This is a genomic window from Pseudomonas sp. F3-2 (assembly GCF_038804275.1).
Taxonomy (GTDB): domain Bacteria; phylum Pseudomonadota; class Gammaproteobacteria; order Pseudomonadales; family Pseudomonadaceae; genus Aquipseudomonas.
Genome location: NZ_CP152388.1, coordinates 755,772 through 775,983, shown reverse-complemented (window position 1 = coordinate 775,983; position 20,212 = coordinate 755,772). Strand labels below are relative to the sequence as shown.

18 protein-coding genes are annotated in these 20,212 nt (G+C 60.9%); 13 read left to right on the top strand and 5 right to left on the bottom strand.

The genetic code is table 11. From position 1 onward, the window contains the following. Positions 1-10 precede the first annotated feature (10 nt). Positions 11-1,591 carry an aldehyde dehydrogenase (NADP(+)) gene (locus tag AAGQ88_RS03515; protein ID WP_342654449.1) on the top strand — a complete coding sequence of 527 codons (1,581 nt, stop codon included), beginning with the start codon at positions 11-13 and terminating at the stop codon, positions 1,589-1,591. Between the two features lie 73 nt (positions 1,592-1,664). Here the strand turns inward: AAGQ88_RS03515 and AAGQ88_RS03510 are convergent, their stop codons facing one another. After that, on the bottom strand, positions 1,665-2,267 hold the full coding sequence (locus AAGQ88_RS03510; RefSeq protein ID WP_342654448.1) for a flavin reductase family protein: 603 nt from the start codon (positions 2,265-2,267) through the stop codon (positions 1,665-1,667). Between the two features lie 177 nt (positions 2,268-2,444). Between AAGQ88_RS03510 and AAGQ88_RS03505 the strand changes: the two genes are divergently transcribed. The 4 genes from AAGQ88_RS03505 to AAGQ88_RS03490 are packed head-to-tail and all read left to right on the top strand — an operon-like array spanning position 2,445 to position 5,111. After that, positions 2,445-2,582 carry a hypothetical protein gene (locus AAGQ88_RS03505; protein WP_177182087.1) on the top strand — a complete coding sequence of 46 codons (138 nt, stop codon included), beginning with the start codon at positions 2,445-2,447 and terminating at the stop codon, positions 2,580-2,582. Next, positions 2,579-3,331, top strand: coding sequence for a zinc ABC transporter ATP-binding protein AztA (aztA, locus tag AAGQ88_RS03500; RefSeq protein ID WP_342654447.1), 753 nt, complete (start codon positions 2,579-2,581; stop codon positions 3,329-3,331). The genes AAGQ88_RS03505 and aztA overlap by 4 nt, the downstream gene beginning before the upstream one ends. Further along, positions 3,328-4,197, top strand: coding sequence for a metal ABC transporter permease (locus AAGQ88_RS03495; protein ID WP_285425561.1), 870 nt, complete (start codon positions 3,328-3,330; stop codon positions 4,195-4,197). Before aztA ends, AAGQ88_RS03495 begins: the two co-directional genes overlap by 4 nt. 26 nt (positions 4,198-4,223) lie before the next feature. Further along, positions 4,224-5,111: a metal ABC transporter substrate-binding protein gene (locus AAGQ88_RS03490; protein ID WP_342654446.1), complete on the top strand. Its 888-nt coding sequence runs from the start codon at positions 4,224-4,226 to the stop codon at positions 5,109-5,111. A gap of 104 nt (positions 5,112-5,215) precedes the next feature. Here AAGQ88_RS03490 and mdeB read toward each other — a convergent pair whose 3' ends face one another. Further along, on the bottom strand, positions 5,216-7,921 hold the full coding sequence (mdeB, locus tag AAGQ88_RS03485) for an alpha-ketoglutarate dehydrogenase (protein WP_342654445.1): 2,706 nt from the start codon (positions 7,919-7,921) through the stop codon (positions 5,216-5,218). Between the two features lie 123 nt (positions 7,922-8,044). Between mdeB and AAGQ88_RS03480 the strand changes: the two genes are divergently transcribed. The 4 genes from AAGQ88_RS03480 to AAGQ88_RS03465 all read left to right on the top strand — a co-directional run bounded on the left by AAGQ88_RS03480 (position 8,045) and on the right by AAGQ88_RS03465 (position 12,469). Continuing rightward, positions 8,045-8,509, top strand: a complete 465-nt coding sequence (locus tag AAGQ88_RS03480; protein WP_342654444.1) for an Lrp/AsnC family transcriptional regulator — start codon at positions 8,045-8,047, stop codon at positions 8,507-8,509. A 92-nt stretch (positions 8,510-8,601) separates the two neighbouring features. After that, positions 8,602-9,252, top strand: a complete 651-nt coding sequence (locus AAGQ88_RS03475; protein ID WP_285425556.1) for an HD domain-containing protein — start codon at positions 8,602-8,604, stop codon at positions 9,250-9,252. A 247-nt stretch (positions 9,253-9,499) separates the two neighbouring features. Continuing rightward, a complete protein-coding gene (locus tag AAGQ88_RS03470) occupies positions 9,500-11,122 on the top strand; it encodes a methyl-accepting chemotaxis protein (RefSeq protein WP_342654443.1) in 1,623 nt (540 codons plus the stop codon). A gap of 180 nt (positions 11,123-11,302) precedes the next feature. Beyond that, positions 11,303-12,469, top strand: coding sequence for a hypothetical protein (locus AAGQ88_RS03465; protein ID WP_342654442.1), 1,167 nt, complete (start codon positions 11,303-11,305; stop codon positions 12,467-12,469). Between the two features lie 146 nt (positions 12,470-12,615). Here AAGQ88_RS03465 and can read toward each other — a convergent pair whose 3' ends face one another. Next, entirely contained in the window at positions 12,616-13,257 is a 642-nt protein-coding gene (gene can / locus AAGQ88_RS03460) for a carbonate dehydratase (protein ID WP_285425553.1), read from the bottom strand. A 151-nt stretch (positions 13,258-13,408) separates the two neighbouring features. Between can and AAGQ88_RS03455 the strand changes: the two genes are divergently transcribed. After that, entirely contained in the window at positions 13,409-13,822 is a 414-nt protein-coding gene (locus AAGQ88_RS03455) for a serine kinase/phosphatase (RefSeq protein WP_285425552.1), read from the top strand. 135 nt (positions 13,823-13,957) lie between these two features. Here AAGQ88_RS03455 and rimI read toward each other — a convergent pair whose 3' ends face one another. Then, on the bottom strand, positions 13,958-14,410 hold the full coding sequence (gene rimI, locus AAGQ88_RS03450; RefSeq protein ID WP_074759276.1) for a ribosomal protein S18-alanine N-acetyltransferase: 453 nt from the start codon (positions 14,408-14,410) through the stop codon (positions 13,958-13,960). Next, a complete protein-coding gene (locus AAGQ88_RS03445; RefSeq protein WP_342654441.1) occupies positions 14,403-15,212 on the bottom strand; it encodes an energy transducer TonB in 810 nt (269 codons plus the stop codon). Before AAGQ88_RS03445 ends, rimI begins: the two co-directional genes overlap by 8 nt. A 144-nt stretch (positions 15,213-15,356) precedes the next feature. Here AAGQ88_RS03445 and mksB point away from each other — a divergent pair, with 144 nt between their 5' ends. Genes mksB through mksF form a run of 3 tightly spaced genes read left to right on the top strand, consistent with a single transcriptional unit; the run spans position 15,357 to position 20,162 of the window. Continuing rightward, a complete protein-coding gene (mksB, locus tag AAGQ88_RS03440) occupies positions 15,357-16,634 on the top strand; it encodes an Mks condensin complex protein MksB (RefSeq protein WP_093462618.1) in 1,278 nt (425 codons plus the stop codon). Continuing rightward, positions 16,624-17,331, top strand: coding sequence for an Mks condensin complex protein MksE (mksE, locus tag AAGQ88_RS03435; RefSeq protein ID WP_285425550.1), 708 nt, complete (start codon positions 16,624-16,626; stop codon positions 17,329-17,331). The genes mksB and mksE overlap by 11 nt, the downstream gene beginning before the upstream one ends. Further along, positions 17,328-20,162, top strand: a complete 2,835-nt coding sequence (gene mksF, locus AAGQ88_RS03430; protein ID WP_342654440.1) for an Mks condensin complex protein MksF — start codon at positions 17,328-17,330, stop codon at positions 20,160-20,162. Before mksE ends, mksF begins: the two co-directional genes overlap by 4 nt. The last annotated feature ends 50 nt before the right edge of the window (positions 20,163-20,212 follow it).

Here is a 20,212-nt window from a genome sequence, read left to right as displayed (position 1 = left end):
GTGTTGCGCAATGCAGATTCTTGGTGAAACGATCATCGGTCAACGTACGGTTCAAGGCCAGGGAGGGGACGTGTTCGCCCTCGCCGCCGCGACTGGCGAGCCACTCACGCCCACCTTCGGCGCCAGCACGCCCGCCGATGTCCAGGCCGCTTGCGAGCTGGCCGAAGCGTCGTTCGACCGCTACCGGCAACTGAGCGACGAACAGCGCGCCACGTTCCTGGACGCCATTGCGCAGGGGTTGCTGGATCTGGGTGACGTGCTGATCGAACGGGTTCACGTTGAAAGCGGGCTGCCCCGCCCCCGGCTTGAAGGTGAGCGGATGCGCACCGTCAACCAGCTCCGGCTGTTCGCCAGCCTGCTGCGCGACGGTCGCTGGCATGGCGCAGTGGTCGACACCGCGATGCCCGAACGCCAGCCCCTGCCACGCGCCGACCTGCGCCTGCGCCGCATCGGCCTGGGCCCGGTCGCAGTCTTCGGCGCCAGCAACTTTCCTCTCGCGTTCTCGGTAGCGGGCGGCGACACCGCATCGGCGCTGGCCGCTGGCTGTCCGGTCATCGTCAAGGCGCACCCGGCTCACTTGGGCACCAGCGAGCTGGTCGGCCGAGTGATTCAAAAAGCTGCACGCGAAACGGGCATGCCAGAAGGCGTTTTCTCGTTGCTGATCGACAAGGATATTTCGGTCGGTCAGGCGCTGGTCAGCCACCCGCTGATTCAGGCAGTCGGTTTCACCGGCTCCCGCCGTGGCGGACTGGCGCTGGTCGCTGCCGCTCAGGCGCGACCTGTGCCGATCCCGGTTTACGCCGAAATGAGCAGCATCAACCCGGTCTTTCTGCTGCCCTCGGCGTTGTCGGCCCGGGCTGAAAGCATCGCCAGAGGTTTCGTCGACTCACTGGTGTTGGGCGCCGGACAGTTCTGCACGAACCCGGGCCTGCTGCTGGCCCTGGAAAGCGATGCGCTGGAGAGCTTCGTTTCAGCCGCCGCGACAGCGCTGGCCGACAAAACCCCGACGACGATGCTGACCCCCAACATTCATGGCGCTTACTGCAACGGTTTGAACAATCTGCATAACGCAGCGGGCGTGACGCTGGTGGCCGAGGGCCGTGAGGCGGAGGGTTCGTTTCAGGCGCGACCTGCTTTTTTCCGCACGGACTCGTCCACCTTCCTCGCCAACCCTGCGCTGGAAGACGAGAACTTCGGGCCCAGTGCGCTGTTGATCGTCTGCAAGGACGCTGCCGACCTGCAGAAAGTGGCCTCAAAATTCGACGGTCAGCTGACTGTGACGCTGCATTACGACGAGGGTGATCAGGCGATGGCTCAGGCGTTGCTGCCGACGCTGGAGCGCAAGGCCGGACGCATTCTGTTCAACGATTTCCCGACCGGCGTCGAAGTCAGTTACTCAATGGTCCATGGCGGGCCGTTCCCGGCGACGTCCGATAGCCGAAGCACTTCAGTGGGCGCTACGGCCATCGATCGCTTCCTGCGTCCGGTCTGCTATCAGAACGTCCCTGATTCGCTGCTGCCGCCGGCGCTGCAGCAGGGCAATCCGCTCCAGACCTGGCGCCTGATCAACGGTCAGCTCTCCAAAGACTGACCGGCGCACTCTCCCGCTCGCGCCACGTGTCCCGCTCGATTCTGACGGGGCACGCTGGCGAACGGGCGCGGCTTCAGGGCCGCCCCAGCACCTTGCCCACCACTTCGTCACCGATCACCATGAAGTGACCACCCGCCACATGGTGCAGCGTGCGCAGCTCATCGTGACCTGCGAAATGCCAGTGCCCATCCGAAAACACGCGCTCGTCCGCCCAGGCCGCCACCACTTCGCCGATGAACAGGTCGTACTGATTCTGATTGTGTGGCTCCGGCATCAGACGACATTCAAGCCAGGCCGCACAGCCTTCCAGCAGCGGTGCATCGACGACCCCACCCGCGAATGTTTCAAGCCCATAAGCCGTGAACTTGTCGACGTCCTTCTCATGGGAAATTTCCAATCCGGACGTCGAGCCGACAGTTTCGACGATATCGACCTGACTGACCGTTGGCACATTGATCACGAAGGTGCCTGAGCCCTCCAGCAACTGCCGCGTCCACACGGCTTTGTCCAGCACCACCGTTACCTTCGGCGGCTGAAAATCCAGTGGCATCGCCCACGCGGCCGCCATGATATTGCGCTGCCCGGCATGCGCTGCACTGACCAGCACGGTCGGGCCGTGGTTGAGCAGGCGGTAGCACTTGGCCAAAGGTACTGAACGTCGATGAGAAGCGGTCATGGAAACAATCCCGGAAAAGAAAATCTGTTCAGGAAATTACAGGGATTTGAGTACGCAGGAAAATACCGCACGCAACGTCTGACTGTCCGCTTGCTGAACCGACGAAAAATAGCCCTTCCCTCACGGCCAAAAAAAGTGATGTAATACTATAACAAAACATTTCAGGCCTGATCATTCGTGAAATCTCCCCTTCGACGTTCCCCCACGCTTGCAGCCTCAGCGCTGGCCCAGTCGGCCGGCAAGCGGGCGCTGGTCGCTCTGGTTCTGCTGGCGGTGCTTTGGCTGGGCATCGCCTGGGCGGTGGCAATTCCGTGAGTGCCGCGATCGATCTTCACGACCTGACGGTGACGTATGAGCGGCGCCCGGCTGTGCATCACGTCAGCGGTCGGTTTGCCGCGGGCAGTCTGACGGCGATCGTCGGGCCGAATGGTGCGGGCAAATCCACGCTGATCAAGGCCATCGCCGGCACGCTCAAGCCTGCACTCGGACGCGTCGATCGTGGCGCACTGGCCACGCGGCATATCGGCTACCTGCCGCAGGCAGCCGAGATCGACCGCAGCTTTCCGCTCAGCGTTGCCGACACCGTGATGATGGGCGCATGGCGCAGCATTGGAGCGTTTCGCGGTGTGACGCGCAAACATGCCGAGCAGGCGCGGCAAGCCCTGCAAGCCGTCGGGCTGAACGGCTTCGAACAGCGCAGCATCGGCTCGCTGTCGTCGGGCCAGTTTCAGCGCGTCCTGTTTGCCCGCCTGCTGTTACAGGATGCCTCGGTGATCCTGCTCGATGAACCGTTCACCGCCATCGACGCGCGCACCACGCGCGACCTGCTCACGTTGATCCGCAACTGGCACGGCCAAGGCCGCACAGTCATCGCCGTTCTCCATGACATCGAGCAAGTGCGCCAGCATTTCCCCAGCACCTTGCTTCTGGCGCGCGAAACCATCGCTTGGGGCGATACCGCTGACATTCTGCACGCCGACAACCTGCGCCGGGCCAAGAACATGGCTGAACACTGGAGCCCGGACGCTCAGGCGTGCGCAATCGATGAGGAGACCTCACTGTGACGCTGTACAGCCTGCTGATTCAGCCCTTCGTCGATTTCGGGTTCATGCGCCGCGCGCTGGTGGCGTGTCTGGCGCTGGGCATTGGCTCGGGGCCGGTGGGCGTGCTGCTGATGCTGCGTCGCATGAGTCTGGTGGGCGATGCGATGAGCCACGCGGTGCTGCCCGGCGCAGCGGTGGGCTTCCTGTTTGCAGGGCTGTCGTTGCCAGCGATGGGCTTCGGCGGCTTGATCGCCGGACTCGCCGTGGCGCTGCTGTCCGGACTGGTGAGCCGCTTCACCACGCTGCGCGAAGACGCCAGTTTCGCCAGCTTCTACCTGACATCGCTGGCCGCCGGTGTACTGATCGTCTCGCTGCACGGCTCCAACGTGGACCTGCTGCACGTGCTGTTCGGCACCATTCTGGCCATCGATGATCAAGCGATCTTCATGGTGGGCGGTATCGCTTCGTTCACCCTGATCCTGTTGGCACTGATTTATCGGCCGCTGATCCTGGAATGTTTCGATCCCGGATTTCTGCGGGCGGTCGGCGGTCGCGGCTCGCTGTATCACGTGTTGTTTCTGCTGCTGGTGGTGCTCAACCTCGTCGCGGGTTTCCAAGCGCTGGGGACGCTGATGGCCGTCGGGATGATGATGCTTCCCGCCACGGTGGCGCGATTCTGGTCCAGTTCGCTGACCGGCATGATCGTGATCTCGACAGCGGTCGCTACCCTGTCGGGCTTCATCGGTCTGATCGTGTCCTACCACGCAAGCGTCGCGTCGGGGCCGGCGATCGTGCTGACCGCCAGCGGTTTTTATGTGTTCTCACTGTTCTTTGGACGCAGCGGTTTTCTGCGCCGTCTGTTCCCGAGGGTTCATCTGTCCGGCTGATCGTTCTTTTAGCGAAAGGAAATCCCATGAAGCGTTTGACGTTGCTGACCGCCATGCTGGCGTTGTCAGGCCTGGCGAACTTCGCCCAGGCAAAAACCCTGGAAACTGTGGCTTCATTCACGGTCCTTGCCGACATGGTGCATAACGTCGGCGGCGAACACGTGCATGTCACTTCGCTGATCGGCCCTAATGGCGATCCGCACGTGTACGAACCGACACCCAATGATGCACAGGCGCTGAAAAAAGCTGACGTGGTGTTTGTCAGCGGCCTGCACCTGGAAGGCTGGCTCGACAGGTTGATCACCGCGTCCGGCTACAAAGGCCAGCCGGTGGTGCTATCCAACGGCATCATGACCCGTAGCATGGAGGAAGACGGCAAGAAGATCACCGACCCGCATGCCTGGAACAGTGCAGTGAATGGCGTCGTCTACGTCAGAAATATCATCAAGGCACTGCAGAAAGCGGACCCGGAAAACGCTGCCGATTACAAAGCCAACGGTGATCGCTACATCGCCCAGCTGCAGGACATGGACGCCTATGCTCGCGCGCAGATCAATGCCATCCCGGTCGCACAACGCAAGGTCCTCACGTCCCACGATGCCTTCGGCTATTTCGGCGACGCTTATGGCGTGACCTTTCTGTCGCCCTTGGGTTTCTCCACCGAAACCGAAGCGTCGGCCGCTGACGTTGGCAAGCTGATCAATCAGATCAAGCAGGAAAAGGTCAGCGCCTACTTCTTCGAGAACTCCGGCGACCCCCGCCTGGTCCAGCAGATCGCCAAGGCCAGTGGCGCCCATCCTGGCGGCGAGCTGTATGTGGAATCGCTGTCCCCGGCCGACGGCCCGGCGTCGACTTACGTGAAGATGTTTCGTTACAACGTCGACAAGCTGACCGCGGCGATGCAGGGCAAGTAAGGCCGTCAGCGCCGCCCGGAACCGGGGCCAGCCATCGAACCGGGGCTGCGCCGTTTTCGGGCTCACCGGTCTGCAACCACTGCGTCGAGCGCCAGGCGCCTCGGTCAGCGCGCCCACGGTTCGCCGCTGTCGACCTCAATTCCATAGCGTTCGATCACCTGAGCCGCCAGATCCGCCGACACAGCGCCTTCACCCATCAATGCGGTTATTGCAGCCAGTACGATGTGAAACCGGTCGATCTCAAAAAAACTGCGCAACTGCGCGCGGGTGTCGCTGCGGCCGAAACCGTCCGAACCCAGCACCGTGTAGTTGCTCGCCACGCTTGCGGCGATCAACTGCGGAACGGCTCGCACGTAATCGGATGCAGCAACCACCGGTGCGCCCTGAGGCAGGCACGCATCGAGATGGCTGACGCGCCGAGCGTGTTGTGGATGCAGTCGATTCCAGCGCTCGACCTCGCGCGCCTCCCGCTCGAGCTCAGTGAAACTGGTGACGCTCCAGACTTCGCTTTCGATGCGCCAGTCCTGCGCCAGCAACTGAGCCGCTGCGATCACTTCGCGCAGGATCGTCCCTGAGCCGAGCAGGCGAACCCGCCCAGCTGGCTTCTCGACCACATGCTCGTCAAAGCGATACATGCCGCGAATGATCGCCTGGTCGACCCCGTCCGGCAGCGAAGGCTGTGCGTAGTTTTCGTTCATCAACGTCACGTAGTAGAACTCGTCGACATCGTGCTCAAGCATCTGACGCATGCCATGGTCGAGAATGACTGCAAGCTCGCCTGCAAATGCCGGATCGTAGGCGCGGCAGTTCGGTACGGTCGCCGCCATCAGATGACTTGAGCCGTCCTGATGCTGCAACCCCTCCCCGCCCAGCGTCGTCCGCCCCGCCGTTGCGCCCAGCAGAAACCCTCGGGCACGCTGGTCTGCGGCGGCCCAGATGAGATCTCCCACGCGCTGGAAACCGAACATCGAGTAATAGATGTAAAACGGCAACATGCGCAAACCGTGAGTTGAATAACTGGTCGCCGCCGCCACCCACGAACTGATCGCACCGGCCTCGCTGATGCCCTCCTCGAGGATCTGGCCATTGATGGCTTCGCGATAACTCAGGATCGAGCCGATGTCTTCCGGCTCATAGCGCTGGCCGACGCTGGAATAGATTCCGATCTGCTTGAACAAGCTGGCCATGCCGAACGTGCGTGCCTCGTCCGCCACGATCGGCACCACGCGCGGGCCAAGCTGCGTATCCTTGAGCAGATTGCCGAGCATGCGCACGAACGCCATGGTGGTCGACATTTCCTTGCCCTGCGCTTGCAGCGCAAACGTGGCATAGCGGTCGGTCGCCGGGACGCCGACATACTCGGCCACACGCTTGCGACTGGGCATGGGCCCTCCAAGCGCCTGACGACGCTGGCGCAGATAACGCATTTCGGCGCTGCTGGCGTCGGGTTTGAGGAAGCTGAGGTTTTCGGCCTGATCGTCGCTCAGCGGCAGGTGAAACCGGTTGCGGAAGGCAAGCAGCGCCTCGCGATCGAGTTTCTTCTGCTGATGCGTGGTCATCTTGCCCTGCCCCGCTTCGCCCATGCCGAAGCCCTTTTTGGTCTGGGCAAGAATCACCGTCGGCCGTCCCTTGTGTCGTAATGCGCCGTCGTAGGCCGCGAATATCTTCACCAGATCGTGCCCACCGCGCTTGAGCCGGTCGATCTGCTCATCGCTCAAGCCAGTAGCCAGTCGCGCCAACGCCTCGCTCTGGCCGAAGAAATGCTCGCGGTTATAGCGGCCATCCTTGGCGGCGAACGTCTGAAACTGACCGTCGACCGTCTGCGACAGGGTTCTCACCAGCGAGCCGTCGGCGTCACGCGCAAACAGCGGATCCCAGTCCGAGCCCCACACCAGCTTGATCACATTCCAGCCCGCACCGCTGAACAGCGCCTCCAGTTCGTCGATGATCCGGCCATTGCCGCGCACCGGTCCATCGAGCCGTTGCAGGTTGCAGTTGACCACCCACGTCAGGTTATCGAGACCTTCACGCGCCGCCAGCGTCAGTGCCGACATGCTTTCCGGCTCGTCCATTTCACCATCGCCGAACACGCCCCAGACATGCCGGGCCGACGTTTCCTGCAAGCCCCGATGCTGCAGATAGCGCATGAAGCGCGCCTGATAAATGGAGCTGATCGGGCCAATGCCCATCGAACCCGTAGGAAATTGCCAGAAGTCGGACATCAGCCATGGATGCGGATAACTCGACAGGCCGCGGGCGCCTGCGCGTGGGCCGGCGATCTCCTGGCGATAATGAGCCAGATCGTTCTCGTCCAGACGCCCCTCCAGAAACGCCCGCGCATAGATACCGGGCGCCGAATGCGGCTGATAGAACACCAGATCGCCGCCGGGATTGTCGCTCTGCGCACGGAAGAAATGGTTGAAGCCGACCTCGAACAGATCCGCCGCGCTGGCATAGCTTGCGATGTGCCCGCCCAGCTCACCGTAGGCCTGATTGGCGCGTACGACCATCGCAAGCGCGTTCCAGCGCATGATTGAAGCCAGCCGCTCTTCGAGAGCCAGATCGCCCGGAAACGCAGGCTGCTGATGCACAGCAATGGTGTTGATGTAGGGCGTGCCGTGAGCAGGCCGCCAGCCGATTTTCGGGTCGCGGGCCACCGCGGCGAGCATGTCGAGGATCTCGCGAGCGCGTTCGGGCCCGGCATTTTCAGCCAGCGACAACAGCGCGTCTCGCCACTCGATCAGCTCCTGGTGATCAGGATGACTGCGCTCAACAGCGGCGGCTCGGATGCCGGACTCGAAATGGCTCATAGACACCTCCGTATTATTTACGGGAAAGTCTATGCTTGACGTCGCAGCTTTAATGACCGACCTGCGGGAAAATAGCGATGATGCTCAGCATAAAAAACTTCAAAATTGGCGGATTGAAGCACGATGAATTTCGACAGCACTGACCTGAAGATACTCAGAGAACTGCAACGCGACAGCAGCCTCTCTAACGTCGAGCTGGCCAAACGTGTGCACTTGTCACCCTCGCCCTGCCTGGCGCGGGTCAAGGCGCTGGAAACATCAGGCTGCATCCGGGAATACGTTGCGCTGCTTGCGCCGGAGCACCTGGGTCTGCGCTTGAACGTTTTCATATCCATCAGCCTGAAGGAGCAGAGCCGCGAGGCCCTGCAGAATTTCGAGCGCCGCGTGTGCGAGTGCGAGGAGGTGATGGAGTGCTACCTGATGACCGGGGACGCCGACTATCTGCTGCGGGTGGTCATGGCCGATATGCAGGCTTTGGAACACTTCATCATCGAGCGCCTGTCGCCGATGCCGGAAGTCGAAAAAATCCGCTCCAGCCTGTCGCTTAAACAGGTCCGCTACAAAACCGCCCTGCCACTGCGGCCGTGAACGCCTCGCGGGCGCGACGAACCGAAACCCGCCTTGCCGGTCAATTTGCTTATGCTGGCCACGACCGCCAGCCCGCATCGAAAGGACCCTCCATGACCGCCCTCTCCTTCGCGCCCTTCCAGGACCTTGCCAACAAGCTGATCCCACACACCGTGGCTGAAAAAGTCGATGGCTCACATGATGTGTCGCACCTGCATCGGGTCTGGAGCAATGTCTGCGCGATTCGCGACAAGGAAGGTGGCGATCCTCAGTTGTTACTGGCGGCGACGTTGCTGCATGACTGCGTTGCAATCGAGAAAAACTCACCCTTTCGCTCCAGCGCGTCGCGTCTGGCAGCCGCCAAGGCGACCGAGCTTCTGTCACAAATGGGCTGGGACGAGGAGCGCACGCAGGCGGTCGCCCACGCCATCGAATCCCACAGCTACTCGGCCAACATCACGCCCCATACGCTGGAAGCAAAAATCCTCCAGGACGCAGACCGCCTCGACGCCATCGGCATGATCGGCGTCGCCCGGCTGTTTTACGTGTCAGGACGCATGGGCAGCCATCTCTACGATCCCTCCGATCCACAGGCCGAACGACGGGCGCTGGATGACAAACGCTTCGCGGTAGACCACTTCAAGACCAAGATCTTCACCTTGGCCGAAGGCTTTCAGACCACTACCGGCAAGCGAATGGCCCGAATCAGACACGATCGCGCACAGCGGTTTTTGCAGGAACTCATGGAAGAAATCGGCGGGTAAGCACACGCGAGGCGCACCCAGTCGCTCATGCAGCTGCTTGAAAGTGCGTGCAGCCGAAGGGATGAAAACGTCCGCTCATCGGAATGCCGTCAAATCAGCACAAATCTGCAACATTCCTGCTCCGATGTCACAAAGACATCATGGAACGTCTCTATAACCAAGTCTCCGGTGAATTCGTCGATGGGATTGGTTTGCAGTGAAAAGGTTATTGCGTCGTTCAGTTCGTCCTTCGTCCAGGCCCGCCTTTTTGCGGCGTTTCAGGATCGCTCAGCGGCTGGTGTTGTGCTTTGGCGTGACGGCTTTGCTGTTAGTGGCCCTCGGCGCATTTTGCCTGTTTCAGATGCAGAGCATCCGCGATCAGGGAGAAGCCGTTGAAAGCGGCACCTTGCCGAGCATTGCCATGGCGGACGCAATTGCCATCGACTTGATAAAGCTGCGCGGAGAGAGCGCCCGACTGATCGCCAACGCTGACGATCCGGGCGCCGTGGTCACCAGCAAGATCAACGTCGAACAGCTCAAGAACGAGGTCGAGAAAGGCTTCAGTGATTACCTCGCCCATGCCACCGACAGCACCGAGCGCGACTCGATCAAGGCCCTGCAAGACGCCTACAGCGCATTCATGCCGGGGCTGCACGACGAGATCGCCCTGATCGAGCAACGCAAACTCGATGATGCCCGAATGCTGCTCAACACCAGCTTGAGCCTGCAGGGCGACCTGATGGACATGCAGGTTCAACTGCTGCGCGAGCTGAACAAGCAAGGCGCGGCGGCCGCAGTGTCGGGCGCAAGCAGCCGTTTTCAACAGACCCGGATCATCGCCGTCAGCGCCATCGTCGTGGCGCTGGTGCTCACGTTATTGCTGGCCTGGCGTCTCAGCGTCAGCATCATCCGACCGCTGCGTCAGTCGCTGCAGATCGCCAGCACCATCGCCGAAGGCGACCTTAGTCCCCAGCCCGTTGCAGAGGGCAAGGACGAGACCGCGCAGTTGCTGAAGATGCTCGGTCAGATGCGTGGCAACCTGCACGGCACCATCGATCAGATTTACGCCGCTGCCAGCCAATTGAGCCAGTCGGTACAGGAGATGGGCGCGATCGCCGAGGCCAGCGCGAAGAACCTGCAAGCGCAAAACGATGAGATCGAACAGGCCGCCGTGGCCGTGAACCAGATGAGCCAGGCGGCGGTGGAAGTCGCCGACAACGCCAGCAATACCTCGACGGAATCGAAGGCCTCCAACGAGGCCGCCGCTGAAGGTCGTCTGCGCCTGACCGGTACGATCGACTCGATCAAGGAGCTGACCGACAACGTGCTTGATTCCTCGCATCAGGCCGACGGCCTGGCCGAGCGTACCCTGAGCATCAGCAAGATTCTGGAAGTCATCCGCGCGATCGCAAACCAGACCAACCTGCTCGCGCTCAACGCGGCCATCGAGGCTGCCCGCGCTGGCGAGGCAGGTCGCGGGTTTGCCGTGGTGGCCGACGAAGTCCGCTCACTGGCGCAGCGCACCAGCGCTTCGACGACGGAAATCGAGAGCCTGATCAACGATGTCCAGAAAAGCACTCAGGACACCGCGCAAACCCTGCGCGTCACGGCGGCGCAGGCCAGTCAGACGCTTGAGCAGGCGGCCGCTACCAGCCAGGCGCTGACGGTGATCATCAGCTCGACGTCGACAATCAGCGATCGCAACATGCTGATTGCCAGCGCCGCCGAGCAACAGGCGCAGGTGGCGCATGAGGTCGACCGCAACCTGAGCAGTATCCGCGACTTGTCAACGCAATCGGCATCGGGTGCGCAGCAGACGACCGTGGCGAGCAACGCCCTGGCAATGCTCGCGACTGATCTGAACACCATGGTTCAACGCTTCGTCCTTTAAGCCTGCGCTTGGCAGCGGTGGCGCGGCAACGTCATCGCTGTCACCCGATACGGATGTCTCAAGTGGGCGTGCAAAAATCTCCCTGGCTCATGTCTGAATCCATTTCCAGCCATGTCGAAGTGTTTCATCATTGAAACACCATCCACGCAGAGGGATGGCCACGCCAACAAGGACATGAGCATGACCAAAACCGCATCATTGAGTATCGCCCTCGCCGCCTTGACGCTGAGCTTCATGGCTCAGGCGGACGTCAGCGTGAAGCTGGGCAGCACGGAACGTGTCACTCGTCTTTTCGCTTATCCCAACAACTGCAACGTCATTTGCTTTCGCGACTGGACACTCGGGCAAACAGTCGAGCATTACCTGACGCAGAGCGTGCAGCGCGACGGGTACGCCGCCGCCAAAGTGACAGTGCGCACGGATAGCGATGCGCTTTACGCGGATATCAGCGGCGTACCGGATGGCTACGACAAGCCGCTGACTGCTCTACTGGATGCGGGCGATCTGGCGTATACCGGTGCGACAAAACTCAATGCAGACGGGAAGTTTGCCTACAACTGGTATCTATTCCTGCCGCTGGGCATGGCACTGGAAAACCGCAAAAGCGTCGAGCTGCTGCATTTCCCGCCTGATTATTCGTTGACCCAGGCGCAGGATTATTTGCGCTCGGCCACCACGGATCGCTGGGCTGAACTGCTCACCGACAACGACATCCCTGCCGATCAGACGCCGGCCTATCAGACCATTATCGACATCGCGCCAATCGCCGCGCCGTCCAATGCAGGCAAGGATCTGGAAGGCGTCTACAGCTACTTCAATGATTACCAGACAACCATGGTGAGGCAGGTCAGCCAGCGTTCATCAGGTACCTCGCTGCCGATGGTCGCCTTCGGTGCGCCTGTACGCAGCTGGATCAAAGAACAATACAAGGTCGACGTGCCTTTGCTGGGTCTGGCGACGATCAGCCCCGCAACCGGACAGGCAGTTTCGGTAATTGGCGCCAATCATCCCAGCTATATCTGGTATGCAGCGGACAAGAGCAATTATGGCGGCGACGAAACCAAGGCCGACGACGCTGGCCTGAAGGTGATGGGGCAGGATTTGAGCGCCGCTTGCTGGCAAGCCGGCATGGGCCAGAAACCGGGAGCGGATGCAGCGTCACTGTTGCAACAGTGCATGACCCGCTGGCAGGTGACCGACAAGGTCTCGACCTGCAAGCTGTTCTACACCTCGGTTCGCAAGATGAAGCCCGATCAGGCAGCTGCCAAATGCCGCACGGGGACTGTCTCACGCCAGCTCAAGCAGCTGCAGAAACCGCTGCCTGAAATGAAGCAGGTCAAGATCTGACACTGCCTCGCCAACGGGATCGCGTTTGCCCATGGCTGCGCTTTTTCTACCTGAGATTCAGGTCAGACAAAGCGCAGTCCAAGGCTTGGCCCGCCATTGACTGACGCTTGAGAATCGCGCCGCACTAACCGGCCTCTGTCAGGCCATCACTCCCCGAGCGGACGCAACCGATACTGGGGTGGCAACTGCTCAAAGCCGCTGATGGTCGCGTTCAGACTCTTCCACCGGCCGTCCTTGATGCCGTAGATACAGCCGTGGATAGACAGTTTCTGGCCACGATGCCAGGCGTTCTGCACGATGCTGGTGTGGCCGACGTTTGCCACCTGCTGGATGACGTTCAGCTCGCACAGACGATCTACGCGCTCTTCTTCGGTGGGCAGCTTGGCCAGCACTTCGCGGTTCTCGTAGTACAGGTCGCGGATGGTCCGCAGCCAGCCATCGATCAGGCCGAACTGGCGATCCTGCATCGATGCACGCACGCCGCCGCAACCATAATGGCCGGTGACGAGGATGTGCTTGACCTTGAGCACATCGACCGCGTACTGAATGACCGACAGGCAATTAAGGTCGGTGTGCAGCACGACGTTGGCAACGTTGCGGTGGACGAAGAGATCGCCTGGCAGCATGCCGACAATTTCATTGGCGGGGACACGAGCGTCCGAACAACCGATCCAGAGGAATTCAGGCGTCTGCTGGCGCGCCAGCTTGGCGAAGAATTCGGGGTCTTCTTCCTTGATGGCGGCAGCCCAACGTTCGTTGTTGTCGATCAAGTCTTGTAGTTCGTTCATGCGTTGATGCCTCGGAAATGATGCTCAGCTATGACTGGGGCTCGGCGCTTCAAGTCACGCCTTCAGGCCACTACCGATCGAGAACCGGAGGGAATCTTCACCGGCACGTCAGGTCCACCCAACTATGACCGCCAACAATGAGGATTTTGCCATGAACGATCCACGCCGCCCCTTCGGCGCTACTCAACCTGAGCCCATCGATGACAACGAAGACCGCATGGGCTCGATGGAAGAGCTCAACTTCAACGACAACAATGAGCCGAGCGGCAGAATCGGTGACACGATCCCTGCCGACGAGCTGGAAACCTATATCCCGGACGAGCGCGTCAGAGAAGCCGGGATGACCGGCGCCTCGACCGACGACCATAATCCCACCGACGATGACATGAGCCCGGAAACGCTGATCGATGAAGACGGCGCGCGCTCGGCACGGGAACAAGGCGAAGGCGGCCCTGCCGACTTCGATTTGAGTATCGTCGACGAAGACGACATCGGTGGTGGCGATGGTCTGGATGAGGAAGAAATGGCGATTCTCGACCCGTTGGATGGCAAACCTGGCGTCTGAGTCGGCAGAGCATCAGTCGTCTGGTTGAACTGTTCCTGTGGGTGCGAGCTTGCTCGCGAAGGCGTCTGCAATCGGCCTGGTCTTCGGCGGTTGTCGCATTGTCAGCGCGAGCAAGCTTGCCGCACTATCAAAAACCTAATCGACCAACGTACACGCCATCACCAACGCATCTTCGCGACCACCGACGGCCGGGTAATAATCGCGACGTCGGCCGACTTCGTTGAAGCCATAGCGCTCATACAATCGGTAGGCCGATTGATTACTGGCACGCAGCTCAAGGAAGCACTCGCGCCCATTGAGTTCGTAGGCCCGCTTCATCAATTTGTCGAGCAGCAACAGGCCAAGCCCGCGACCCTGGCTCTCCGGCTTGACCGTGATGTTCAGCAAATGCGCTTCGTCGATGATCACATTGATCACGCCGTGCCCGACCTGCTGATTGCCCTCGAACATCAGCCAGATTTCATACGACTTAAGGCCATCGAGAAAAATGCCGCGCGTCCATGGATGACTGAATGCGGCATATTCGATTTTCAATACAGCGTCCAGATCCGCTTCGGTCATGCGGCGAAACGTTACGGCATCACTCATTTACGCTCTTCCAACGGCCCATCAATCGACGCATGGCGCGCCAGACATCGGCCTTGCGCTGAGGCTCGTCCATCAACAGTTCAAGACCCGGCAGCGCCCAGGCTAGCCCGAGGCCGTCGACCTGGAGCTCGAGATTGTAGGATTCGGCGTCGGCTTCGGCGGCAAAACGTACCGCTGGAAGTCCGATCAGCCACAAACATGTGCAAGGCTGTTCTTCGACACGGGCATACAGGAAACCCTGAACGAAATCCCGCGCAGCCTCAGGCCCTTGATCCATTTGGCCACGCACCAGCAAGGGCCAGCGCACAGGCTCGCCGATGATCTGCGGACTGTCCGGCAGACCGGCCGCACGCAACATGTCCTTGAGCAGGAGATATGAAGGATCGCGGCTCTGGAACGGCTCGCCGGTGGCAAGCTCGACGAGCAGCAGGCAACTGCCCGCGCGCAACAGCTGCAAGGCAAAGCGTGGCGGCGGTACGACAGCGGCCTTGACCACCGCAGGCGCAGCGTCATCCTCATCGGCTTTGGCCGCTGGTCTGACTGAGGATGACGGGCGCGGCACCTCGATCTTCGGCCGCTCGACCGTGCGGGCCGCCGGCGTACTGCTCGCCGCAAGCGCTTCGTCGCTGGCAGGCAACGCGGCAGCCGGTTGCACCACCTGCGCGGGCGTATCGACCAGCGCTGGCAGCGGCGCGAGCAGCTCTGCGCGCGAGGGTGCGGCGAATGGCAATTCGGTGCGCGGCAGCCAGCTGACCACCTGCATGGCGGTCAGATAAGCGCGACGGCGAGGCTCGTTGAGCAAAGGTCAGCCACCTGTGGATGAATTCAGGAGGGGGATTCTACAGGCCTTGGACGAATCACGCCGCAGTTGATCGACTGAGGGTGAAAACCAGACCCGACGATGCAGTACAATTGCCGCTTTTATTTGCCAACCAGCGGCCATCCGATGATCGAACCTAAGCGCGTCCTGCGCGCCCTTGCCGAACACTGGGCGCTTCTTGAGCCACTGTGCGAGCATTTCGACCAAGGCACCCTGAGCCTGAGCGAACTGCGACTGCAACTGGCCGCCCAGCAACTGGAAAGCACGCCCCAGGACATTACCAACCTGCTGGACGTGTGGATTCGTCTCGACATCCTGGTTCCCGTGGCGAAAAGCCCGAACCGGTTCGAGCTCAACGCTCAGATTCACGACTTCCTGTCTTATCTGCGCCGTGAACACCGCTTGGGCCTGTGCCTGGAAATCGAAGCGTATCTGCGTCACCTCGAACGACTGGCCGGTTACATTCAGGAAGCGTTCGAGGCCCGTGATGCCAATGACCTTGCCCGCCAACTGCGGTTGCTGGACATGCGCGTGCGCGACGTCCTCAAGAAGCTGGCCAACGATGAACAGGCGCTGGTCTCGGTCGCCGAACGCGCCAAGACCAGTGATCGCCAGATCCCGCTGCGTCAGCGCTACGCCGAGGTACTGGCGACGTGGGACGAATACGTCGAGCCGATGATTCAGCTGGTGAACGCCGATGGCGCGTTCGAGCAAGGAGTGCGCAAGGTCGAGAACGTGCTGCTGCGCATGCTCACCGATCAGCAACGCCTGGGCCAACTGGTCGATGACGACATGCTGCTGCGCACCCATGCGCGCATTCTAGAAATGCAGACCAGCGCTCAGCTGACCTTGCGTCATGCCCGCGAGCTGTTGCTGCCGCTGCGTGAAGAAGCACGTCGTCACAACGCCGTCACTCGAGGGGCGGCGCTTGCTCTTTCAGCCATTCGCCGCAAAGGCATCGACGCCGTTCCGCAGGCCGCCATGCCCATGTTCACGCGTCCGCAGAGCACCTTTCTCGGCAGCGCGAACCAGGTCGAAGCGTACGTCTACGCCCTGGCGCGCTTCGAGCCAAAACCTGCGCGCTTCCCCAAGGCCAGTCTCACCCGCAAGGGCGAGCCGCCGCGTGCGCCGCGCACCGTCAAGGAAATGGTCGAGCGCTGTGAAGAGGCGCTGCCAATGCCGGATCTGATGGTCTGGCTGCTGGAGCAGGAACCGACCGGCGCGACCGACGAATTGCTGTACTGGTTCTCGCGCCTGTCGCGGGAAAAACGCTTCAAGCGCGAGCGACTCGAACGCCGCGAATACCTGACTCAGGAGCACCGCGTCAGCCTGCGCTCCTTCGCCCTGCTCTCGAGCAAAGACGCAAACCCAGAGAATTCCGAGGGCACCGCCCATGCATCTTGATCTATCCGAAATGTCCCAGCTCGCGCCCATCTTTCGCGAGCTGTTCAAGGGTTACCACATCAGCCGCCGCGACCCTGAGCTGTATGCGCAACTGTCCAACTTCCAGGATCAGTACCGCACACTGTTCAAGGCACTGGGCTTCGAGCTGATCTGTGACACACGCGGCTTTTATTACTTCGTGCCGGACCTGGCTGCAGCGCAGGTCAACAAGACCGCTCAGCGCCTGGCGCTGTTCACCTTCATTCTCGTCGAGCATCTGGCCGATCAGGGCCGCGACCCGGTCGCCGTGCTCGATGGCGGGAGTCTGGGGCGCGACGAGTTGCCTTCGCTGCTCGAGAAGTACCGCGATCTGTTCCTCCAGGCCGAAGTGCAGACGCAGGAAGAGCTGGAAGAAAAGATCATGCGCCGCATGACCCAGCTCGGTTTTGCTGCCGAAGAGGTCGGCATCTATCGCTTCCTGCCGCCGATGCACCGCTTCCTCGATGTCTGCCTGTCGGTCCAGCAAGACCGCGATCTGGCTGCCAGTCTGCATAGCGATCTGCCCCTGCCGACGCCTGTGCTGATCGACGATGACAGCGACGAAAAGCTGCTGCAGACCGACGATCCACTGGATCTGACCGTTTTTGATGACGCTGAAGAAACCGAAGAGCAGGCCCTTGCCCGCGCGATCGCCGAAGAACAGGAGCTTGACGCATGAGCCAGGAACGCTACGGCATCCGCCGCTTCGCGCTATTGAACACTGCCGGTTACAGCCTCGGGCTGTTTCCGCTGGAACACCCGCTGTCGGTCTACGGCGCGAATAACCTGGGCAAGAGTGCGTCGATCAACGCGCTGCAATTCCCGATTCTGGCGCGCATGTCGGACATGAGTTTCGGCAAATACAGCCTGGATCAGTCGCGTCGCTTCTATTTTGCCTCGGACACCAGTTACATCCTGGTCGAAGTCGCCCTGCCCCACGGCCCGCACGTTATCGGCGTGGTCGGCCGCGGACCGGGTGGCGGTTTCGGGCACCAGTTCTTCGCCTATGCCGGCAAGCTGGACCTGGCTCATTACCAGAAGAATGACACCTGCCTGCGTCAGAAAGAGCTGTTCACCAATCTGGAAAGCCAGGGGCTCAAGGCCTACGAACTCAAGCCTGACGAACTGCGTCGCCTGCTGGTGGGCGGACACACGTCGATTCCTCTGGACTTGACGCTGATCCCGCTGCGTTCCACCAGCGAACAGAGCCTGAAGACCTTCCGCGCCTTGTTCATCAACCTGCTGCACATGCGCGAAATCACCGCCGCCAAGCTCAAGCAGCTGTTCCTCGACGCGTTCGAGCACAGCCTGCGTTCCGGTAGCGTGGATTACATTGCCGCGTGCGAAGAAGCCTTCCGCGACGTACGCCGCATGGAGCAGGACTACAACGCGCTGGTGCTCGCCGGTCCGCTGGTCGAGGCGCTGGCCAACGGCGTAAAACAACGCGACATCCTGCGCGGCAAACTGCATCGCCTGTCGCCGCTGCTCGACTCGTTGCTGGGCACCTGGCAGGACTATTCCAACGCGCGCAAGGAAGAGCTGGTCATTCAGGCCGAGCACTACCGCGGCGAGCAGGACGCCCTGCAGAACGATCAACGCGGCAGTACGCAAGAGCTGATGCGGCTTGAGCGTGAGATCAGCAATATTCAGCGCTGGATCGGCGAGCTGGCCGTGCTGAAGAACCGCTTTGCCTTGGTAGACGATGTCAAAACGCTGGAGCAACAGCTGCTGGCCGCAAAAGACGCGCACGACGAACTGGCCGGTGCGCTGGCTCAGTCGCGTCAGTTCAGCGCCGAGGATCTGGATGAGCGCCTGCGCGATCTGGAAAAGCGCCTGAAGTCGGTCAAACAGCAACTCGATCACGCAGACAACAACAGCTACGCCCGGCTGCGCGAAGAATTCTCCCAACCGGATGTCGAGCGTTTGATGCGCCTGTTCAACAGCGCGCTGTTCAGTTTGCCGTTGGGTGAACAAGGCATCGCACTGGACGACGGCGAGGCCTGGGTCAAATCGCTCGAAGCAATCCTTGACGGTTTCAAGGGCGAGCGCTTCGAAGTGCCGGGCCTGTCGATCAACCTGTCCCACATCGAGCCGCCTGCCCTGCAAGCGCTGGCCGATCGTGCTGCCCTGCGTGATCAGAAAGAGCGTCTGGAGAAAGAACTCAAGCAACTCAAAACGCAACAAGCCGTTGCGGCTGACCGAGCAGCGAGCAAGACTCAGACCGAAGCGCTTTACCAGCAGGTGCTGGATGCGCAAAAGGCGCTGGAAGATTTCCGCCGTACACAGACGCTGAGCGCCGAGGAAGGTGAGAAGCTCGAACAGCTCGCGCAGATGGAAGCAGCGCAGGACGAACTCAAGCGTTCCAGCGACGCATTCACCGAACGCGTCCAGCAACTGTCGGCAAAATTGCAGTTGGTCGGTCGTCAGATCGGCGATCTCGAATCCAAGCAACGCACGCTGGACGATGCGTTGCGTCGGCGTCAACTGCTTCCGGCAGACCTGCCGTTTGGCGCGCCGTTCATGGAACCGGTGGACGACTCGCTCGAAAACCTGCTGCCGCTGCTCAACGATTACCAGGACAGCTGGCAAGGACTTTTGCGTTGCGATGGCCAGATTGAGGCGCTGTACGCGCAGGTGCGTCTCAAAGGCGTGGCAAAATTCGACAGCGAAGACGACATGGAGCGTCGCCTCCAGTTGCTGATCAATGCCTACGCGCATCGCCAGGACGAAGCACTGACACTGGGCAAGGCCCGCCGTGCGGCGGTTACCGATATCGCCCGCACGCTGCGCAACATCCGTAGCGACTATGACAGCCTCGAGCATCAACTGGCGTTGTTCAACCGTGAAATCAACCGTCGCCAGGTCTCCAACCTCGAAAGCTTCCGTATCGTCCTTGCCCCAAACAAGGAAGCGCTCAAGCACATCGATCAGATTATCCACAGCGCCGGTCAGTACGAGGAAGGCGAAACGCTGTCTGTGTTCGATCTGAGCCAAAGCGCTGAGCAAGATAATAAGAACGAGGAAGCGAAGGAGTATCTGGCGCGCCTCGTGGCTGCCAACCATAACCAGCTGGGTCTCAAAGACCTCTTCGAACTTGCATTCGAAATCACCAAGGTCAACAGCCAGCCGGTTATCCACACTGATATCGATGGCGCGGCATCCAATGGCACGACCATGACGATCAAAGCGCTGACCAACATGTACTTGTTGTTGCACTTGATGGATCGCGAACAAGCCGGTCGTGTGCGCTTGCCCTATTACCTGGACGAAGCAGCGGACATCGACGAACGAAACCAGGCTGCATTGCTTGAAACCAGCTTGCAACTGGGCTTCGTGCCGATCCTGGCGAGTGTCAAGCCGCAGGTCTCGGCCCACGTCGCAATCGACCTTGAAGGGGGCAGTGGACCGGCCGGGATCTATATCGACGAAGCGGACTGGAAATACATTCGTCGTCGTGACGAAGTCACCGCGGTAAAGGCCGTTGAAGTTACGGCGGAAACCGCTGAGTAACCCAGATGGTATGAGCGTTAACTGAACCCCGCAGCGATGCGGGGTTTTTT